Consider the following 17,961-nt stretch of genomic DNA (forward strand, 5'->3'; position numbering starts at 1 on the left):
GCTTTGGTCAGTATTGCGACACGAATTCGGGGACAACAAGCGAACTTAATTCGCTATGTCAGTCCCAGAACGCATTTTGCAATCAAGATAATTTGGAGAGGCACGCTTCGAGAATGTCCAGGCCTTCCTCCAGCACCGAGGCTTCGGTGGTCAATGGCGCCAGCAACCGAATGATATTGCGCGACTTGCCGCTGGGCATCAACAACAAGCCTGCGTCCCGCGCAAGGCTCAGGAGTTGCGTCAACTGGGCCGATGCTGGCGTGCCGTCAGCATTGATCAACTCGATGCCACGCATCGCACCCACGCCGGTCAAACGCCCCAGATACGGCGATAGCTTGCTGTCGCGCCAGGCTTCGTAGCGGCTGACAATCGCTTCTTCCTGTTGCGCGCCCCAGGCTTGCAACTGCGTGTCGGTCATTTCATCCAGCGTCGCCAGCGCGGCGGCGCAGGCGATGGGGTTGCCCGAATAAGTACCGCCCAGACCGCCCTTGGGCAAGGTGTCGAGTAACGCTTTGCGCCCGACCACCGCACCCAGCGGCACGCCGCCGGCAATGCTTTTGCCCAGCAGGATCAAGTCCGGCTCGATGCCCAGTCGCGAGAATGCGAAACGCTGGCCGGTGCGGCCGAAGCCAGACTGGATTTCATCGGCGATCAGCAGGATGTTCTTTTCATCGCAGAACTTGCGCAGCCCTTGGGCAAACTCTACGTCCATCGCCAGGAAGCCCGCTTCACCCTGCACCGGCTCGACGATAAAACATGCCACGTCATTGACATCGATCTCGACGCTGAACAGGCGATCCAGGGCCTTCAGCGCTTCGGCACAGGTCACGCCGTTGTCCTTGCTCGGGTATGGCAAGTGAAACACCGGCCCCGGCAGCACACCGACTTTCTGTTTGTAGGGGGCGACTTTGCCGTTGAGGTTGAGGGTGGCAAGCGTACGGCCGTGGAAAGCGCCGTCGAAGGCAATCACGGCAGTGCGGCCGGTAGCGCCACGGACGATTTTGAGGGCGTTTTCCGCCGCTTCCGCGCCGCTGTTGGTGAGCATGCCACTGACCGGGTAATCCACCGGAATGAACGCGCTCAGGCGATCCATCAGCTCGATGTAAGGCACATGCGGGGCGGCGTTGAAGGCGTAGTGGGTCAGCCGGGTGGCTTGTTCGCGAATGGCTTCGACGATGCGTGGGTGGCAATGGCCGAGGTTCAGTACGCCGATGCCGCCGACGAAGTCGATGTAGCGTTTGCCATCGGTGTCCCAGACCTCGGCGTTTTTACCGTGGCTGAGCGTGACAGGATGAACGATGTTGATCGACTGGCTGATGGATTCGCTGCTCATGGATGACCGACTCTGAAGAAGGGATACTTCTTTTTATCTAAGCCGTGAGCAGCGGTGCCCGGCAAACGAAATAAAGTTGCCGGGTCAATCTTTAAAGTCGGGATGTGCCCTGGAAGACCAAAGGATCGCAGCCTCGTTTCACTCGACAGCTCCTACAGAGAAACACGATCCCCGTAGGAGCTGTCGAGTGAAACGAGGCTGCGATCTTTTGATTTTGAATCAGCGGCGAGTCAGTGGTTGCTGAGTGAACTTCACGCCAGCCAGCCCATGGGCAATCAATGCGCGGATATTGCCGTGGTCGCTGCCATCAGGCGTTGCAACCACCGAACGGTAATGCTCGCCAAACGCCAGCAGCGCTTCTTCATCGCTCAGACCTTCCAGCAGCGCCAGACCCAGGGTCTTGCACGAACCTTCGTTCTGACCAGCTGAGTTTTCCACACCACCGTTATTGAAAGCCTGTGGTTGATAGTCGTAACCGGCGGCGATGAAGGCCAGGGTGTCGGCAAAGACGTGTTCGCCGCTCTTGAGGCTGGCGCGCAGGGTGTTCAAATCACACATTGGGTTTTCCTTTGGCAAACGCCGCTTGTTGTTCGGCGCTGGCTTCTTGCTGGTATTGGGCTTTCCATTCGGCGTACGGCATGCCGTAAACCACTTCGCGAGCGTCATCAAGGCTGACGTCGATCTGGCGTTCGTCGGCAGCGGCCTTGTACCACTTGGACAGGCAGTTGCGGCAGAAACCGGAGAGGTTCATCAGGTCGATGTTCTGTACATCCTTGCGGCTGTCCAGATGGGCCACCAGCCGGCGAAAGGCGGCGGCTTCAAGTTCCAGGCGTTGTTGATCGGTCATGGGGGCCTCTGCGAGGCAGCTTCAAGCGGCAAGCTTCAAGCTGCAAGTTGGATTGCGGTGGCTTGTAGCTTAACGCTTGTAGCTAAACGCTTGAAGCTTGGCGGCTTGCCGCGAGCGTAATCGATACCGATTCGGCGAATCGAAGTGCGTGAGGCTTATCGACTTCAACCTCGGCGTACAGCACCGAGGTGTTAGCCATGACCAAATCGAGGATTTCCTGGGTCAGGCGTTCGAGCAGCGCAAAGCGATTGCCTTCCACGTGGGCGATGATTGCCTTGGTGATGGTGCGGTAGTTCAGCGCGTGATCAATGTCGTTGTCGCGCACCGCTTCCTGGGCTGCATACAGGATGGTCAGGTTGATCAGCACATCCTGCTTGTTGAGGATTTCATCCTCGTTGATTCCGATGTAGGTTCGCAGACACAGGTCCTTGACCCGGATGCGTGCCATTCCTGGTTGAAGTTGTGGCATTACGACGTGCTCCGTCCAATCAATTGCAGGAACTCCTGGCGGGTGTTGCTCGACTCGCGGAAGGCGCCGAGCATCACCGAGGTGTTCATGGTCGAATTCTGTTTCTCGACACCGCGCATCATCATGCACATGTGCCGCGCTTCAATGACCACCGCGACGCCGGCGGCATTGGTCACCTGTTGCACTGCTTCGGCGATCTGCCGGGTGAGGTTTTCCTGGATTTGCAGGCGACGGGCGAACATGTCCACCAACCGCGCAATTTTCGACAGGCCCAGCACCTTGCCCGTTGGAATATAAGCCACATGGGCCTTGCCGATGAAGGGCAGCAGGTGATGTTCACAGAGCGAGTACAGCTCGATGTTGTCGACAATAATCATTTCATCGTTGTCGGAGGCGAACAACGCGCCGTTGACGATCTCTTCGACACTTTGTTCGTAACCATGACAGAGGTACTGCATGGCTTTGGCCGCCCGCAGCGGAGTGTCTATCAGGCCTTCACGATCCGGATTCTCACCGAGACCGATGAGAATCTCACGGTAGCTCTGGGTTAGGGCGTTCTGAGGCAGGGTTAGTGGCATGGAGCATCCTCGCGGGGCATCTTATTTGATGTGCCGTCCGCCGTTGACGGTCAGGGTGGTGCCGGTGACATAAGGGTTGTCGAGCAAATAGCGCAGGCTCTGATAGATCACTTCGCTGCCGGGTTCGATGCCCAGCGCGGACTTGGCCAGCGCCTTGGCGCGGTAAGTCGCGTCATCCTCGGGGTTGAACATTAGCAGGGCGGGCGCGATACCGTTGACCTTGATTGTCGGCGCGTATTTCGCGGCGAAGGACAGGGTGAGGCTATCGAGCCCGGCTTTGCTGGCGCAGTAGCCTATGTGTTTGCTGCTGCCCTTGCGGGTCACATCATCGCTGATGTGCACAATGTCCGCCGGGCTTGAGCGTTGCAGCAAGTCGCCACAGTGCAGGTTGATCAGGTAAGGCGCAAGCATGTGCACGTTGAACATGCGGGTGAAGGCGGCGGCGTCGGTGTCCGGCGTTTCGGTCAGCCATTCGGAGGCGTTATGGATAATCGCCCGCAGGCTGTCAGTGTGGGTTTTCAGGGTGCTGATGAACGCGAGGATCCCGGCTTCAGTGGAGAAGTCGGCAAACACCGCGGTGGCGCCCAGATCACGCAGCGTCTGGACACCGGGGCGTTCGCTGCGGTAGGTGAAAATCACCCGCTCGCCGTCCTCAATCAAACGCTGCGCACAATGCAGGCCGACACGCTGGCCGGCACCGGTGATGAGGATGGGGGCTGCGGAAGAGGTCATGAATGGCTCGCGTCGCGGTAAGAGCAAAACTATACCAGCGCGCGACGGCATTCACCTACCGTGGAAGCGGACCCCATGCGGATCATTGATTTTGAGGGATGGGCTCGGAGGGCTGCGGCCGTGGGGCCGCGCTGTTCAGCCAGTTGGCCAGCAGACGGGTCGACAATGGAATGAAGAAATAGACCATCAATGGCGTCAGGCACAACGTACTGATGAACACCCGTGGCAGCAGGCTCATTTCGCTCAGCAAAGGCCCGAGTAAAAAATTGAACAACAGGGACACCGGAAAGAACGCCAGCCAGATCGCCACGGCCTGTTTCCAGCGTGGCGGGCGCTGACCGACCGCGCCGAACCAGCCTTCGATTCCACTGACGCGATGTTCTGTTTTGTGGCCAAACAGGTCACTGCCGCGCGCCAGCCAGGCCGTGCGCGACGCAGAATGTTCCCACGCGTGCAGGGTCTGCTCGTCGGCAAAGCGGAAAATAATCTGGAATTCGTCATCGTCGGGCGGCGGAGCCAGCACGCCAGAGCCGAGATAACCGGGAAAATCGGTGGCCAGTTGTTCGCCTTCGCGCAACCAGACCATCAGGTCCTGATAGCGTCCTTCGGCAACGCGGCGCGCAACCATCAGCGTGACGGGTGAGGTAGACATTGTGAATCTCCATATAACAGTTGCGTTACTCCGGGTAGGAGTTTCGCCAGGCGCAACGCCGGGGTGGTGGGTTGCGCTTCGAGACAAGCAAGGATTATTCCTGATTCTGGCCAATACACCAGCATGATGCGTCGATTATCACTGTGTTGAATAGTCGGCGGGAGAGTTAGAATGGGATCCAATTTGAACATGGACGTCGACTTGATGCCTGTCCTGACTGACGTTACCTCTACCCCGCAATCGGATCGTCCTCTCGATCGGGAAGAGCTGTTTCCTATTCGTGAGGTTGCGCGTCTGACGGGCATCAACCCGGTTACGCTGCGCGCCTGGGAGAGGCGCTATGGATTGATCCAGCCCACACGCACTGAAAGTGGGCATCGTCTTTACTCGATGCACGATATCGAGAAGGTTCGCAGCATCCTCGACTGGATCGACCGCGGCGTTGCGGTCAGCAAAGTCGGCAAGATCCTGGCCAGGACCGAACCGCTCAAGGCGCTGGCGCAGATCATACCCACCGAGCTCGTTCAGGCTGACTATGCCCAGTGGCAACAGCAGGTTCAGGCGGTGGTCAGCGCCTTTGACGAGGTTCAACTGGAGCAACTCTATGGTCAGATTTTTTCCAGTTACCCACTGACGGTCGTGTTTCAGGACATTTTGCTCCCGGTCTGGAAGCAATTGCTTCAGCGCCATGAAACGTTCGGCCAGACCAGCGAGTGGCTTTTTCTGGATGCCTTTCTGCGTTCCCGAGTATTGCAACGCCTGCTGCTGGTGCGTGTCATGCAACCGCGCCGAGTGATTGTCTGTGCTATTGCCGACCAGGCCCATGAGCTGGATGTCCTGATCACCGGGCTGTACCTGAGCAGTGTCGATCTGGCGATTCAACTACTGGCTATCGGTCAGCCCTTCGACGAGTTGACGCTGGTTTGCGAGAGGGTCAAACCTGCGGCACTGGTGCTGGTGTCCAATCATGCGCCCGCTGCGGAGCTGCCGCGTCGGTTGAGTCGACTGGCCATGAGCCTTGATTGTCAGTTATTGCTGGCGGGGGACGCGTCAGACCTGGCGCAAGAGAGCCTGGCCGGATCATCGATCGGATGTCTGGGGAACGAAGCAAGGGTAATGCGCCAGCGTCTGAAACAGTTCCTGGCGGGAAACCTTGATACCTGAAACTCAGATATGCAGCGCGGGGTGTGTCAGGCGATGTTGCTGAAGGATGTATTGGCGCAGACGTTCGGTTTCGTCCTTGTCAGACTGACTCAATTCGTAGGCGTAGAAACCTTGCTCGGTTTGACGCTCAAAGGTGCCGCGCAAAGAAATCCGTTCATAGCCTGACGGGCTGAACCATAAGGCAAAGTGTTTGGGTGGCTTGGTCTTGTTGCGGACCTCCAGCAAAACCCCTTTGAACGAGATTTCGTGCACAAACATTGTGCCGGGCTGGCCTTTGGCATTCTCCAGTGCCACCGGCTCTTCAAGTACCAGGCGCCAAGGACGAACCATTGGCCCGTCTTCGTAAATGCTTGGCACGCCCAAACGCAAATGCAGCGCATGAAATTCATCTTCCACCAGGTGCAGCGGAAAGGTCATTTGCTGATTTTCGAAATGGGCCTGGATGGTGACTTGCTCATGAGCGGCGAGGCGCGTGAGCAAATCACGTATCTGCGAGCCACTGTTAACGAGCAGGCTCGACGTTGCATCACGCACATTGAGCTGTGGGTTGTGTTGCATGGTCTGGATGAAATCCAGTTCGTCCTGGGTCAGGAGTGCGTCGCGCTGCATGGCTTGCTCGAAAGATATAGATACAAAGTCATTGGTGATTGTAGTTAGTGACCATTAATTCACCGTTTTGTTTTTACCGTTCGTCGCTTTCAGCGCAGAAAGCTCGGCGTGCGCCTCGGCCAACTGGGTTTCCAGCTGCGCAACACGTTGCTGGGCTTTGACCTGGGTCGTGACGTCCTTCTGTACGCCGACGAAGTAAGTCTGCCCGTCGTTCGGGTTTTTTACCGTGGACAGTGAGAGTTCGTTCCAGAAGGGGGTGCCGTCCTTGCGATAGTTCCTGAGGATTTCCCGGCAGGATCCTTCCTTGTTCAGCGCCTCGCGAATGGTGGCAAGTGCGGCCTGATCCCGGTCACCGGACTGCAGAAAGCGACAGTCCTGATAGAGGATTTCTTCGCTGGTATACCCCGTCAGACGTTCGAATGCCGGGTTGGCGTAAATCAGGATGTTGTCCTGCTCGCCTTCCTTTTCGGCAATCACGATGCCGTCGTTGGAAGCATTGATCACCATTTGCAGCAGCTGGGCATTAATCATCGGAGAATCCTTTCCAGAGTGATTGAGCGCAGCATTCTAAAAGAACAATGCAGGTCGTGCTGTTAATATCCGGTTTTCACTCAGTTTCAGGATCAGATTGATGAAAGTCGCCATCCTTTCCGGCTCGGTGTACGGCACGGCCGAAGAAGTCGCCCGCCACGCCGCGAGTATTTTGAAGACCGCCGGTTTTGAAACCATGCACAACCCACGCGCGTTACTGGCTGATGTTCTGGCATTCGAACCCCAGGCGTTTCTGGCAGTGACGTCAACCACCGGCATGGGTGAATTGCCGGACAACCTGCAACCGTTGTATTCGATGATTCGCGATCAGTTGCCTGCCGCCTGGCGCGGTCTGCCGGGGGCGGTGATCGGCCTGGGTGATGCGAGCTATGGCGATACCTTCTGTGGCGGTGGCGAGCAGATGCGTGAATTGCTCAATGAACTGGGTCTGCGCGAAGTGCTGCCCATGCTGCGCCTGGACGCCAGCGAAAGTGTCACCCCCGAAACCGATGCCGAACCCTGGCTGGCACAGTTGGTCAGCGCATTGCAGTGAAGATTGCGCCACTGACTCGCTCGGTCATCAAGCTGGCTGCCAATGCAACTACACGAAGGCCGGGGGCTGACTAGACTGGCATAACGACAGCACCACAATAAGAACAGGAGGTCATGCCGTGAATGTTGCTCCCGTCCAGTCGCCCCACAGTGTCAAAAGCCAGGTCAGTGCCGCCGAATGGCAGACCCGCGTTGATCTGGCGGCTTGTTATCGTTTGGTCGCGGCGCATGGTTGGGACGATCTGATCTTTACGCACATTTCGGCCAAGGTGCCAGGTACCGAAGATTTTCTGATCAACCCGTTCGGGCTGATGTTTCATGAGATCACCGCGTCGAGCCTGGTCAAGGTTGATCAGGCCGGCAACAAGTTAATGGACAGTCCTTACGACATCAACCCGGCGGGTTACACGATTCACAGCGCCGTGCATGAAGTTCGCCACGATGTGGTCTGCGTGTTGCATACCCACACGGCTGCCGGCGTTGCGGTCTCGGCACAAAAACAGGGTATTTTGCCGATCAGCCAGCAATCCTTGTTTGTCTTGTCCAGTCTGGCCTACCACGCCTATGAAGGCGTTGCGTTGAACCATGAAGAGAAGGCGCGCCTGCAAGCCGACCTCGGTGAAAACAATTTCCTGATGCTGCACAACCACGGTCTGCTGACCTGTGGCAGCACCATCGCCGATACGTTCCTGATGATGTTTACCTTCCAGCGCGCCTGCGATATTCAGGTGATGGCGCAGAACGGCGGTGCCGAACTGATCACCATCGAACCGCAGATTCTGGCAGGCGCCAGGGCGATGATCGCCGGCGTGACCAAAAGTGCTCAAGGGATGGGTGGCGCGTTGGCCTGGCCAGCATTGCTACGCAAACTCGATCAACAAGACCCGGGTTATAAACTCTAATGGCGCTTGCCGAGATCCCGCTGTGTGTCTGGCGCAAACGCGGCCAGACGTTTGTATTCCGTGGCCAGACCATTCGCTATTGGACGGCCGGGCAGGGTGAGCCGCTGTTGCTCATCCACGGATTTCCGACCGCCAGTTGGGATTGGCATTACCTGTGGCAACCACTGGCACAGCGCTATCGGGTCATTGCCTGCGACATGCTTGGCTTTGGCGACTCCGCCAAACCGGTGAACCACGAATACAGCCTGCTTGAACAGGCCGACGTGCAACAGGCGTTGCTGGCGCATTTGAGTGTCACGCAACCGGTGCACGTGCTGGCCCACGATTATGGCGACAGCGTGGCGCAGGAACTGTTGGCCCGGCATTACGAAACCCGCATTCACATCGCCAGTTGTGTGTTCCTCAACGGCGGCCTGTTCCCGGAAGCTCATCGCCCGCTGTTGGCGCAAAAATTGTTGCTCAGCCCTTTGGGCTGGATGATCGGCCGAGCGTTCACACGTGACGCACTGGTGAAAAGCTTCAGGAAGATTTTCGGGCGGATGACCCGTCCGACAGAAAGTGAGATGGATGATTTCTGGGGGCTGATCAACAGCAATCACGGCCCGCGGATCATGCACAAGCTCATCACGTATATTCCAGAGCGGCGGGTCCAGCGCGACCGTTGGGTCGGCGCCATGCAGCGCGGTGAAGTGCCGCTGCGTGTCATTGATGGCGAGGTCGATCCGATTTCCGGTGCGCACATGGTCGCGCGCTATCGCGAACTGATCCCCCATCCGGACACCATCCTGCTGGCCGAAATTGGCCACTATCCCCAGATTGAAGCGCCGGCGAAGGTGCTCAAGCATTATCTGGAGTTTCGTGATCGGCTGGCGTTGCCTCCGCGCAGGGCCGCCTGCTCCTGATTATCCCCCAGCCTTATCGGACACCATTCAGCCCGCCCCTTGTTCGTTGTGACCAGCAGCGCCGTGCCTGACACTCGAACCCATCGTCCCCTGGTCTGTTGGAGTTCCCCCCCATGAGTGAGTCTGTGCGCTTCGAAGATAAAGTCGTGATCGTCACCGGTGCAGGCGGCGGCCTGGGTCGGGCACATGCGCTGCTGTTCGCCAAACAGGGCGCCAAAGTGCTGGTCAACGATCTCGGCGGTTCGGCGCAGGGTGAGGGCGCCAACGCGTCGGCAGCAGACCGTGTAGTGGCCGAAATTCGCGAGGCTGGCGGGATTGCCGAGGCCAATCACGACTCCGTCACTGACGGCGACAAAATCGTTCAGCACGCACTCGACGTTTTTGGTCGTATCGATGTAGTGGTCAACAATGCCGGGATCCTGCGCGACAAGACCTTCCACAAAATGGACGACGCCGACTGGGACCTGGTTTACCGCGTCCACGTCGAAGGGGCCTACAAAGTCACCCGTGCCGCCTGGCCGCACATGCGCGAGCAAAACTATGGCCGCGTGATCTTCACTGCGTCGACCTCGGGCATTTACGGCAACTTCGGCCAGTCCAACTACGGCATGGCCAAACTCGGCCTCTACGGCTTGACTCGCACACTCGCCATTGAAGGCCGCAAGAACAACATCCTGGTCAATGCCATCGCGCCTACCGGCGGCACTCGCATGACCGAAGGCTTGATCCCGCCGCAAGTATTCGAGCAACTCAAACCGGAACTGGTCAGCCCGTTGGTGGTGTATCTGGCCAGCGAAAATTGCAAAGAAACATCCGGATTGTTTGAAGTGGGCGGCGGCTGGATGGGCAAAGTGCGTTGGGAGCGCAGCCTGGGTGCCGGGTTTGATCCACGGGTGGGGTTCTCGCCAGAAGATGTGGCGGCGCAGTGGGAGCAGATTTGTGATTTTGAGGGGGCTGCGCATCCGAAGGACAACATTGAAGCGCTGAAGGAAATGATGGGGAATCTGCAGAAGTATTCGCTTTGATCGAAGCCAGCAAGGTCTGTCGACCTTGCTGGTTGTCAATGTTCAGGGCGTTTCAGTTTGCCGTGGCTATCAAGGAAAATATTTGCAAACCAATGCCGCCAGATTCGCGGCCGTTTGCGCATCCATGATCCCGTCGTAGTTATCAGGGCGGAAGTGCAGCTGAAAGGCTCGAACAAGTTGGGTGAAGCCTTGGTCGGTTGATGCACTTGAAACGTCGTAGCAATACTTTTTGAACAGTTTGAGCAATTCGGTTCGGGCTGGAATGCCGGTTTCGGTGTATTGCTGCAGATAGGCGTCTCGGGTGGCATCGTCGAACCACGCGCCAACACCTTTCAAATAAAGTGCATGCCAGGGAAATTTCGGCCCTGGGTCGCTCTTGCGACCGACCGCAATATCCGAGTGGCCCAGGACTTGGGTCGGGCTGATATCCGGATAACGTTCAAGGATGTTCAGCGCCAGTTCTTCAATCGCGGCAATTTGTTCAGGCTGATACGGCGGGAAACTGAAAACCCCTTGGCTGTACGTTGCCAGGTTGACGATTTCGACACCGATAGACGTATCGTTCAGATTGCTTCGATTACCCCACTGACTGACGCCCGCATGCCAGGCGCGCCGGGTTTCGTCGACAAGACTGAAGACTTCCTGACCGGAGTAACCTGCGTTCACGTAGCTCGGATCGGTGATGTCCGGAACCAGATAGTGTGCGCTGACATTAGGGCCGGTCAATGCATTGACCGAACTGGAGAAGTTGCCGGCGGTGTAGTGGAAAATCAGAAAGCGGACTCGGCTGTTGGAGCTCTGGGTAGAGTGAAGTTTGTTGTAGATGATAGGTTTCATGAAGGATTGCTCGTTAATAGTTAAGTAAAAGTCTGCGCGCCATAGGCGTGGATGAATGACTTGTAATTAACATTAATGGCGGGGGCGGTTCGCGTGGTTACAGAATGCTGTAGTCGATTTCCGAAGAATGCGTAGGTGCTAGAAGGTCAAGGCTGGACTATCTCTGCTGTCAGTGCATGTGGCTGGCAGGAATCGATATTGAGGTGAAGAACAATGTTGCCGCACTGAAGAGAAATTAGAGTTTGAAGAATATTATTTATGTTGAATGCAACAGGGTCAGTAGCAAGCGCTTGACCCTGTTTTATTTGGTTACTCGGGTTTGAAGCCTGGTTTGCCGTTGGCGGTTCGCCAGGCTTTTATTTTTTCAATAATGGCTGCTGGTGTGGATTCTTCGTCTGAATCTGCGTAGTAAATCAAGTCAGATCCGTCTGGATGTTCGGTGAGCTCCTCAAATAATAGCACTGCGTTTATTTGCTCTTTTTCATTAGGGTGCTCAGACAAACAAATAATGCTTATGAATTCGAGAAACTCTGCTTCGGTATAGTCTGTAATGTTGGATTTGCTCATGTTAATTTCCTCCTTTATGTAGCTCGGAGTGTCGTTTTGGAGTAACAATCCGGATGTTGTCAATGTCGTATACATCACCACCTTTGGAAATGGGATTCACATGATGGAGTTCAAATTTTACTTTGCCTCCTAATCTGTCGTTTTTGCGCGTAAAAGGAGCTCTTCCGTTTCCCATTTCGTTAAAGTTGTTGGAATTGAATTGGCTAGCCAATTCAGGGTCGTCAATTGCTATTCTCCAAAACTCCTCTCTAAAAGATCTGAAATTCGAAAAATCCTCTCCTCGGAGCTTATCCGCAATCCGATTGGGGATCACTGCGCCATCGCCTTGCGAGGCCAGTTCCAGCCAAATCCCAGATACCGGTTCCCCATAACCACTGGCCACACCAGGATCATCCCGCCGATCCTTGAACATCGTAAAGACCGGTGGAATGCCTGAATCCGCCGGGAAAACAGTGATAAATCCACCGAAGCTGTAGAGATCAAACTCAGGGTAAGTATCTGTCCTTCCTTCAAGGGCTTTTAAGGTCGTGCCGTCATAAACGGCAATGTTCGGCTCGCTTGCCGGGAGGGTGGTTGACCCGTTGTTCGGCTTGACGATTGGCGTCCAGGTCATGCCGATGGACGGGGCATCCGGGTTGTAAGACCTATACGCATTGACGGCTGGATCGAAAGTGGCGAGTCGCACCGGGACGTTGCCAGGTATCGATGTGTCGTTTGTGGCAGCGACAAAGAATTCGGTTATGTTCCCCACTGATCTGGAGCCGATTGCTACCGGTAGCCTGACTTCTCCATTGACTTGGGCAATTGCATACAAGTCGTCAAGATTGCCCTGTACGAAATCCGAGAGCGGGATACTCAAGGCGTGGAGCTCGTTGGGCTGATACTCCGAAAGCGCGAGGCTCCAGGCATGGAAGTCGTCCGGGACGAGATCCGAAAGCGGGGTGCTCAGTTGACGGCTTTCACCGTCAGCCAGCGGAGAAGGAAACAGAAGCGCGGCAAATCCGACTAGTACAGCGCTTGCCGCTGCGGTGCTCGCTGTTGTTACTGCGGCAACTGCGGTGTGCAGTGCGGACCTGACGGCTTGGGTTGTCGCTACACCAATGGCGAGACGACCCGCTGCCAAGGTGAATACCGGACCCGCTGCGGCAGACTGTCCTGATATGGGAAACGGCCGACTGGTTTTGGCGGCTTCCCACGCTTTGAACATCGCAACCATCGCTCTGAATCGTTCGAGCTCTTGCGCGTGTTTTTTGGCTTCGGCCTCCTTCCTTTCTTTTTCCTCCTGTTCTTCGCGTGCCTTTTCTTCCTGCCGTTTGACTTCGGCTTGTGCTTCGAGAAGCGCCCGTTCCGCAGCGACCTGCCGGGCTGCCGCTTCTGCTGCAATCCGCGCCTGCTCAACCGCCAATTGCCGCGCGCTTTCCAATGCGGCCAGTCTTGCTTGCTCTCGAGCCTGTGCTTCCGCCACTCGCCGCGCGTTCTCCAAAGCGGCAAGTCGCGCCTGCTCTTGAGCTTGTTCTGCTGCCACTCGCCGGGCGTTATCCAGCGCAGCAAGTCGCGCTTGCTCATGAGCTCTTGCCACAGCCTCCTCATTGGCGCGCGCTAGCTCTGCTGCAACTCTCTGGGCCTCCTCATTGGCTTGCACGGCACTGAGAAAGTTCTGCACATTGACGTGTTGCTGACTGAGCAATTCGACGCCTTGAGACAGCAACCTTGCATCGTGTGCTGCCCGCAGGGACTGAAACAACGCCTGCATGGCAATGCCGTTTGGCACCGGCCTCTTTTCAAGGGTTGTCGCTTTTTTCATAAATTCGTTGATATTTCGATTAAACGGATCTCCTCCATAAAACGAATGGGCAATAGCTGTTTTGCTGTGGAGCTCTGCAGCTTTGCGTGATGTAAGTTTGTTTCGTACGTCGAGCTCTCGAATAATCGACTGGACCGGCGGAAGTGGATCGGTTGAACCCTCAAGTCGTGTGGCAGCGAGTTCAGTTTCAATTGTTTGCGGTAGATGGCTGGACCTGATTTGATATTCCTGCTCCAGCGCTTTGGTTGTGCGTTGGATTGTGAGCAGGTTTTGATTAAAGGCACTGTGGCCGTGGCCGAATGGTCCATCTATCGGTACTTTTGATGTTCGTGGTGCAGGAATCATGTGGTCAGGTGCAATACCTTTTATTTCGACCGGTGTATCGAGATAAAATGTGCCTGGCCTTGATTGGTTGGAGTCTTTGGGTGGTTTTTGCATATTCATATCCTTTTGAATGTGCATATGGGCTGATGAATTGCGTGTTGGCGGGTAGCCGGTTATTGCTTCGTGCCATTAAAAGTTACAACGAAAACACAGTGTTTGGGTCCGAGAGATGTGTGGGTTATTACATATGGAATTGAGAGGGATTTCTTTATGCCAGGAATAAAAGCGCGAACATCTCTCGCGCAAAGAAGAGATTTCTTATCTTGTTATAGGAAATATCTTGCAAGCGTGTCTTGAGCGAAAATTCCGATCACCACCGCCACAAAACCAACGCCCATAAAAAAGGCCGCTGCAAACGCAGCGGCCAAAGTAAGACGTTGGATCAGGAGCTACAAATCAACGTCAGTGAACACAGGGCGATCAATCGATAGAGCGTCGACTCATCTGAAATCTGTCGCCAATGGCGTGGACTGATCACACACCATCGCTTCGTGCTATCCGGCTGGTCACCCTGAAAGCCCGGCAAGAATAAGCCGCTGAGGCCAAAGGAAAAATAGCGATTCACAACATGCAGTGTTGCAGTCTGAGCAACAGTTCCCCGTTCAACACGGCATTCACCTCACCCATGCATCTGACTGATAACCCTCCATCCAGCCCATCCATGCCCCGCGCAAACCCGCGTCCTGCCTGGCCATTCATCCTTTAGAGGTACACCACGAATACCTCCTTGGTGCGCTTATCGCTCCCGGGTTGCGGCAGTAGGGTGAGGCCTTCTGTCACTCACCGGGGAAGACGCATGACAAAAACAACAATGCGCGCCATCTTCACACCGCACGCGCTGGCCGCTGCGGTTGCCTTGGGCTGCTGTGCCCAGGCGCAGGCTGTTTCATTCAATATCGGGGAGATCGAGGGGACGTTTGACTCCTCACTGTCCGTCGGCGCGAGTTGGGGCATGCGCGATGCCAAAGATGCTTTGGTGGGCACTGTCAATGGCGGGACCGGGCAGTCATCGACGGGGGATGACGGGCGTCTGAATTTCGAGAAGGGTGAAACCTTCTCCAAAATCTTCAAGGGTATTCACGACCTTGAGTTGAAGTACGGCGATACCGGTGTGTTCGTGCGTGGCAAGTACTGGTACGACTTCGAGTTGCAGGACGAAACTCGCCCGTTCAAGCAAATCAGTGACCACGGCCGCAAAGAAGGCGCCAAGTCCGCAGGCTCGCAAATTCTCGACGCCTTCGTTTATCACAACTACTCCATCGCCGAACTTCCGGGCAGCGTGCGCGCCGGTAAGCAAGTGGTGAGCTGGGGTGAAAGTACGTTCATCGGCAACTCGATCAACAGCATCAACCCGGTGGACGTTTCTGCGTTTCGTCGTCCGGGTGCCGAGATCAAGGAAGGCCTGATTCCGGTGAACATGCTGTACGTTTCCCAAGGCCTGACGGATCAGCTCTCGGTCGACGCGTTCTACCAACTGGAGTGGGACCAGACTGTTGTCGACAACTGCGGCACCTTCTTCGCTGTCGACGTCGTGGCGGATGGTTGCAACAACAATTACACCGTCGGCAGTCCCGCGATTGCTCCATTGGCGCCGGTGGCCGCCGCGTTCGGCCAGCCGATTCTGGTTACCCGCGAAGGTGTGGTCGTTCCCCGTGGCGGCGACCGCGATGCGCGGGACTCCGGACAATGGGGTACTGCCTTGCGCTGGCTCGGTGATGACACCGAGTACGGCCTGTATTTCATGAACTACCACAGCCGCACACCCAATGTCGGCACCGTCACGGCCGGCGCCTCGACGCTGGCCAGCCTGCCGGGCATGGTCGCCACAGCCAACCGTCTGGCACCGGGAAGCGGTGCGGGTCTGGCCCAAAGTGTGATGCTGGGTCGCGGTCAGTATTACCTCGATTACCCCGAAGACATTCAACTCTACGGTGCCAGTTTCTCCACCACCTTGCCTACCGGCACCGCGTGGAGCGGTGAGATCAGCTATCGCCCGAACGCTCCGGTGCAGGTCAGCACCAACGACCTGACGCTGGCGTTGATCAACCCGATTGCCGGTGGTGCCGCATCGCCCATCGTCACGACACCTGGCGGTGACAACAAAGGCTATCGCCGCAAAGAAGTCACGCAAATCCAGAGCACCATGACGCAGTTCTTCGACCAGGTGCTGGGCGCTCAACGTCTGACCATTGTCGGTGAAGCGGCAGCGGTATTCGTTGGTGGTCTGGAGCCGCGCAGCGAACTGCGTTATGGCCGTGACTCGGTCTACGGCCAGTACGGTTTCGGCGGCGACACCGAAGGCTTTATCACCTCGACTTCCTGGGGCTACCGCGCCCGGGCCATCCTTGACTACGCCAACGTAATTGGCGGGGTCAACCTCAAACCCAACTTGTCTTGGGCGCACGACGTCGCCGGCTACGCCCCCAACGGGGTGTTCAACAAAGGCTCCAAGGCGGTCAGCGTTGGTGTCGATGCCGACTACCGCAACACCTATACCGCGAGCCTCAGTTACACCGATTACTTTGGCGGTGACTACAACGTCCTCGAAGACCGCGACTTCGTGGCGTTGAGCTTCGGCGTGAACTTCTGATCTGGCTGAGAAGGATGAATTCAATGAACAAGATGATTCTGCAATGCGGCGCCCTGGCCCTGAGCTTGCTGGCTGTCAACGTGATGGCGGCAGTCTCGCCGGAAGAAGCGAACAAACTCGGCACCAGCCTCACACCGCTGGGTGCCGAAAAGGCTGGCAACGCCAACGGCACAATCCCGGCCTGGACCGGTGGCCTCCCGAAAAATGCCGCCCCGGTGGACAGCAAAGGCTTCCTGTCTGACCCGTTCGCCAGCGAAAAGCCGCTGTTTGTCATCACCGCCGCGAACGTCGACAAGTACAAGGACAAGTTGTCGGAAGGCCAGGTGGCGATGTTCAAGCGCTATCCGCAAACCTACAAGATCCCGGTATACCCAACCCACCGTACCGTGACCGCGCCACCGGAAATCTTCGAGTCGGCCAAGCGCAGCGCACTGAATACGTCCACCATCAACGACGGTAACGGCCTGACGGGTTTCACGGGCGAACGTTACTACGCGTTCCCGATTCCCAAGAACGGCGTCGAAGTGTTGTGGAACCACATCACCCGTTACCACGGTGGCAACATCAAACGCATCATCACCCAGGTGACCCCGCAAACGAACGGCAGCTACACGCCGATTCGCTTCGAGGAAGAAATCTCCGTCCCGGAACTGATAAAGGATCTGGACGCGGACAAAGCCGCCAACGTGTTGACCTTCTTCAAACAGTCAGTCACCGCGCCGGCGCGTCTGGCGGGTAACGTGCTGCTGGTGCACGAAACCCTCGATCAGGTGAAGGAACCGCGTCTGGCGTGGATCTACAACGCCGGGCAGCGTCGTGTACGTCGCGCCCCGCAAGTGGCCTATGATGGCCCGGGCACCGCATCCGATGGTCTGCGCACGTCCGACAACTTCGACCTGTTCTCCGGTGCGCCGGATCGCTACGACTGGAAACTGGTCGGCAAGAAGGAAATGTACATCCCCTACAACAGCTACAAACTCGACTCGCCGAGCCTCAAATACGACGACATCGTCAAGGCCGGCCATATCAATCAGGACCTGACCCGTTATGAGCTGCACCGTGTCTGGGAAGTGATCGGTACAGTCAAGCCGAGCGAGCGCCATATCTACGCCAAGCGCCACATGTACATCGACGAAGACAGCTGGCAAGCCGCGCTGGTGGATCACTACGACGGTCGCGGTCAATTGTGGCGAGTGGCAGAGGGGCATTCTGAGTACGTCTACGATCACCAGGCTCAGGCTTATACGCTGGAAGCGCTCTACGACATTATTGCCGGCCGCTACATCGCGCTTGGAATGAAGAACGAAGAGAAACACAGTTACCAGTTTGGCTTTGTAGCCAAGGCTGCCGACTTCACGCCATCGGCGTTGCGTGCCGAGGGTGTCAGATAAGGAGGTGGATACAGACGCAGGGCAAAAGGCGACCGGGTGGTCGCCTTTTTTATGGGCGCCAATAAGCGTGCTGAATACTTCTCAACAAGCGG

The 17,961-nt window shown here is 56.6% G+C and carries 19 protein-coding genes; 7 read left to right on the top strand and 12 right to left on the bottom strand.

Annotation, left to right across the window (positions count from 1 at the left end; genetic code table 11):
- Window positions 1–82 precede the first annotated feature (82 nt).
- From J2Y56_RS18780 to J2Y56_RS18810, 7 genes are all read right to left on the bottom strand, one after another.
- Window positions 83–1,333, bottom strand: coding sequence for an aspartate aminotransferase family protein (locus tag J2Y56_RS18780; protein ID WP_310351912.1), 1,251 nt, complete (start codon window positions 1,331–1,333; stop codon window positions 83–85).
- Between the two features lie 219 nt (window positions 1,334–1,552).
- On the bottom strand, window positions 1,553–1,891 hold the full coding sequence (locus J2Y56_RS18785) for a HopJ type III effector protein (RefSeq protein WP_310351915.1): 339 nt from the start codon (window positions 1,889–1,891) through the stop codon (window positions 1,553–1,555).
- Window positions 1,884–2,180 (bottom strand): DUF1244 domain-containing protein, encoded by a 297-nt coding sequence (locus J2Y56_RS18790; RefSeq protein ID WP_310351918.1) that lies wholly within the window; start codon window positions 2,178–2,180, stop codon window positions 1,884–1,886. The genes J2Y56_RS18785 and J2Y56_RS18790 overlap by 8 nt, the downstream gene beginning before the upstream one ends.
- 82 nt (window positions 2,181–2,262) lie before the next feature.
- Window positions 2,263–2,649, bottom strand: a complete 387-nt coding sequence (gene folX / locus J2Y56_RS18795; RefSeq protein WP_007944634.1) for a dihydroneopterin triphosphate 2'-epimerase — start codon at window positions 2,647–2,649, stop codon at window positions 2,263–2,265.
- A complete protein-coding gene (gene folE / locus J2Y56_RS18800) occupies window positions 2,649–3,227 on the bottom strand; it encodes a GTP cyclohydrolase I FolE (RefSeq protein ID WP_007944635.1) in 579 nt (192 codons plus the stop codon). Before folE ends, folX begins: the two co-directional genes overlap by 1 nt.
- Before the next feature lie 21 nt (window positions 3,228–3,248).
- A complete protein-coding gene (gene folM, locus J2Y56_RS18805; protein ID WP_310351921.1) occupies window positions 3,249–3,959 on the bottom strand; it encodes a dihydromonapterin reductase in 711 nt (236 codons plus the stop codon).
- 82 nt (window positions 3,960–4,041) lie between these two features.
- Window positions 4,042–4,611 carry an antibiotic biosynthesis monooxygenase gene (locus J2Y56_RS18810; protein ID WP_007944637.1) on the bottom strand — a complete coding sequence of 190 codons (570 nt, stop codon included), beginning with the start codon at window positions 4,609–4,611 and terminating at the stop codon, window positions 4,042–4,044.
- A 171-nt stretch (window positions 4,612–4,782) separates the two neighbouring features.
- Here J2Y56_RS18810 and J2Y56_RS18815 point away from each other — a divergent pair, with 171 nt between their 5' ends.
- Window positions 4,783–5,775, top strand: coding sequence for a MerR family transcriptional regulator (locus J2Y56_RS18815; RefSeq protein ID WP_310351923.1), 993 nt, complete (start codon window positions 4,783–4,785; stop codon window positions 5,773–5,775).
- A 3-nt stretch (window positions 5,776–5,778) separates the two neighbouring features.
- Here J2Y56_RS18815 and J2Y56_RS18820 read toward each other — a convergent pair whose 3' ends face one another.
- Entirely contained in the window at window positions 5,779–6,384 is a 606-nt protein-coding gene (locus J2Y56_RS18820) for a hypothetical protein (protein WP_007944639.1), read from the bottom strand.
- A 54-nt stretch (window positions 6,385–6,438) separates the two neighbouring features.
- Window positions 6,439–6,915: a PAS domain-containing protein gene (locus tag J2Y56_RS18825; RefSeq protein WP_007944641.1), complete on the bottom strand. Its 477-nt coding sequence runs from the start codon at window positions 6,913–6,915 to the stop codon at window positions 6,439–6,441.
- A gap of 100 nt (window positions 6,916–7,015) precedes the next feature.
- On the opposite strand from J2Y56_RS18825, the gene J2Y56_RS18830 reads away from it, so the two are divergent.
- The 4 genes from J2Y56_RS18830 (at window position 7,016) to J2Y56_RS18845 (ending at window position 10,296) form a co-directional block, all read left to right on the top strand.
- Entirely contained in the window at window positions 7,016–7,468 is a 453-nt protein-coding gene (locus J2Y56_RS18830; protein WP_310351926.1) for a flavodoxin, read from the top strand.
- A gap of 118 nt (window positions 7,469–7,586) precedes the next feature.
- A complete protein-coding gene (locus J2Y56_RS18835; RefSeq protein WP_150782127.1) occupies window positions 7,587–8,369 on the top strand; it encodes a class II aldolase/adducin family protein in 783 nt (260 codons plus the stop codon).
- On the top strand, window positions 8,369–9,271 hold the full coding sequence (locus tag J2Y56_RS18840) for an alpha/beta fold hydrolase (RefSeq protein WP_007944644.1): 903 nt from the start codon (window positions 8,369–8,371) through the stop codon (window positions 9,269–9,271). Before J2Y56_RS18835 ends, J2Y56_RS18840 begins: the two co-directional genes overlap by 1 nt.
- 113 nt (window positions 9,272–9,384) lie before the next feature.
- A complete protein-coding gene (locus tag J2Y56_RS18845) occupies window positions 9,385–10,296 on the top strand; it encodes an SDR family oxidoreductase (protein ID WP_007944645.1) in 912 nt (303 codons plus the stop codon).
- Window positions 10,297–10,365: 69 nt separating this feature from the next.
- On the opposite strand, the gene J2Y56_RS18850 is transcribed toward J2Y56_RS18845, so the two are convergent.
- The 3 genes from J2Y56_RS18850 to J2Y56_RS18860 all read right to left on the bottom strand — a co-directional run bounded on the left by J2Y56_RS18850 (window position 10,366) and on the right by J2Y56_RS18860 (window position 13,942).
- Entirely contained in the window at window positions 10,366–11,133 is a 768-nt protein-coding gene (locus J2Y56_RS18850) for an N-acetylmuramoyl-L-alanine amidase (protein ID WP_310351931.1), read from the bottom strand.
- 309 nt (window positions 11,134–11,442) lie between these two features.
- Window positions 11,443–11,700, bottom strand: coding sequence for a bacteriocin immunity protein (locus J2Y56_RS18855; RefSeq protein ID WP_310334202.1), 258 nt, complete (start codon window positions 11,698–11,700; stop codon window positions 11,443–11,445).
- 1 nt (window position 11,701) lies between these two features.
- Window positions 11,702–13,942 (bottom strand): S-type pyocin domain-containing protein, encoded by a 2,241-nt coding sequence (locus J2Y56_RS18860; RefSeq protein WP_310351935.1) that lies wholly within the window; start codon window positions 13,940–13,942, stop codon window positions 11,702–11,704.
- A gap of 742 nt (window positions 13,943–14,684) precedes the next feature.
- Here J2Y56_RS18860 and J2Y56_RS18865 point away from each other — a divergent pair.
- Window positions 14,685–16,478, top strand: coding sequence for a DUF1302 domain-containing protein (locus tag J2Y56_RS18865; protein ID WP_007944653.1), 1,794 nt, complete (start codon window positions 14,685–14,687; stop codon window positions 16,476–16,478).
- A 23-nt stretch (window positions 16,479–16,501) separates the two neighbouring features.
- Entirely contained in the window at window positions 16,502–17,869 is a 1,368-nt protein-coding gene (locus tag J2Y56_RS18870) for a DUF1329 domain-containing protein (protein ID WP_310351937.1), read from the top strand.
- The last annotated feature ends 92 nt before the right edge of the window (window positions 17,870–17,961 follow it).

This window comes from Pseudomonas sp. BE134 (assembly GCF_031456105.1).
In the GTDB taxonomy this organism is placed as follows: domain Bacteria; phylum Pseudomonadota; class Gammaproteobacteria; order Pseudomonadales; family Pseudomonadaceae; genus Aquipseudomonas.

Excerpts from the sequence above, each read along its gene's own strand:
- J2Y56_RS18830 (WP_310351926.1), top strand. The coding sequence starts at position 7,016 with ATGAAAGTCGCCATCCTTTCCGGCTCGGTGTACGGCACGGCCGAAGAA.
- J2Y56_RS18780 (WP_310351912.1), bottom strand. The coding sequence starts at position 1,333 with ATGAGCAGCGAATCCATCAGCCAGTCGATCAACATCGTTCATCCTGTC.
- J2Y56_RS18785 (WP_310351915.1), bottom strand. The coding sequence starts at position 1,891 with ATGTGTGATTTGAACACCCTGCGCGCCAGCCTCAAGAGCGGCGAACAC.
- J2Y56_RS18845 (WP_007944645.1), top strand. The coding sequence starts at position 9,385 with ATGAGTGAGTCTGTGCGCTTCGAAGATAAAGTCGTGATCGTCACCGGT.
- J2Y56_RS18815 (WP_310351923.1), top strand. The coding sequence starts at position 4,783 with ATGGGATCCAATTTGAACATGGACGTCGACTTGATGCCTGTCCTGACT.
- J2Y56_RS18860 (WP_310351935.1), bottom strand. The coding sequence starts at position 13,942 with ATGCAAAAACCACCCAAAGACTCCAACCAATCAAGGCCAGGCACATTT.
- J2Y56_RS18855 (WP_310334202.1), bottom strand. The coding sequence starts at position 11,700 with ATGAGCAAATCCAACATTACAGACTATACCGAAGCAGAGTTTCTCGAA.
- J2Y56_RS18850 (WP_310351931.1), bottom strand. The coding sequence starts at position 11,133 with ATGAAACCTATCATCTACAACAAACTTCACTCTACCCAGAGCTCCAAC.
- J2Y56_RS18865 (WP_007944653.1), top strand. The coding sequence starts at position 14,685 with ATGACAAAAACAACAATGCGCGCCATCTTCACACCGCACGCGCTGGCC.
- folX (WP_007944634.1), bottom strand. The coding sequence starts at position 2,649 with ATGCCACAACTTCAACCAGGAATGGCACGCATCCGGGTCAAGGACCTG.
- J2Y56_RS18790 (WP_310351918.1), bottom strand. The coding sequence starts at position 2,180 with ATGACCGATCAACAACGCCTGGAACTTGAAGCCGCCGCCTTTCGCCGG.
- folM (WP_310351921.1), bottom strand. The coding sequence starts at position 3,959 with ATGACCTCTTCCGCAGCCCCCATCCTCATCACCGGTGCCGGCCAGCGT.
- J2Y56_RS18820 (WP_007944639.1), bottom strand. The coding sequence starts at position 6,384 with ATGCAGCGCGACGCACTCCTGACCCAGGACGAACTGGATTTCATCCAG.
- folE (WP_007944635.1), bottom strand. The coding sequence starts at position 3,227 with ATGCCACTAACCCTGCCTCAGAACGCCCTAACCCAGAGCTACCGTGAG.
- J2Y56_RS18810 (WP_007944637.1), bottom strand. The coding sequence starts at position 4,611 with ATGTCTACCTCACCCGTCACGCTGATGGTTGCGCGCCGCGTTGCCGAA.
- J2Y56_RS18870 (WP_310351937.1), top strand. The coding sequence starts at position 16,502 with ATGAACAAGATGATTCTGCAATGCGGCGCCCTGGCCCTGAGCTTGCTG.
- J2Y56_RS18840 (WP_007944644.1), top strand. The coding sequence starts at position 8,369 with ATGGCGCTTGCCGAGATCCCGCTGTGTGTCTGGCGCAAACGCGGCCAG.
- J2Y56_RS18825 (WP_007944641.1), bottom strand. The coding sequence starts at position 6,915 with ATGATTAATGCCCAGCTGCTGCAAATGGTGATCAATGCTTCCAACGAC.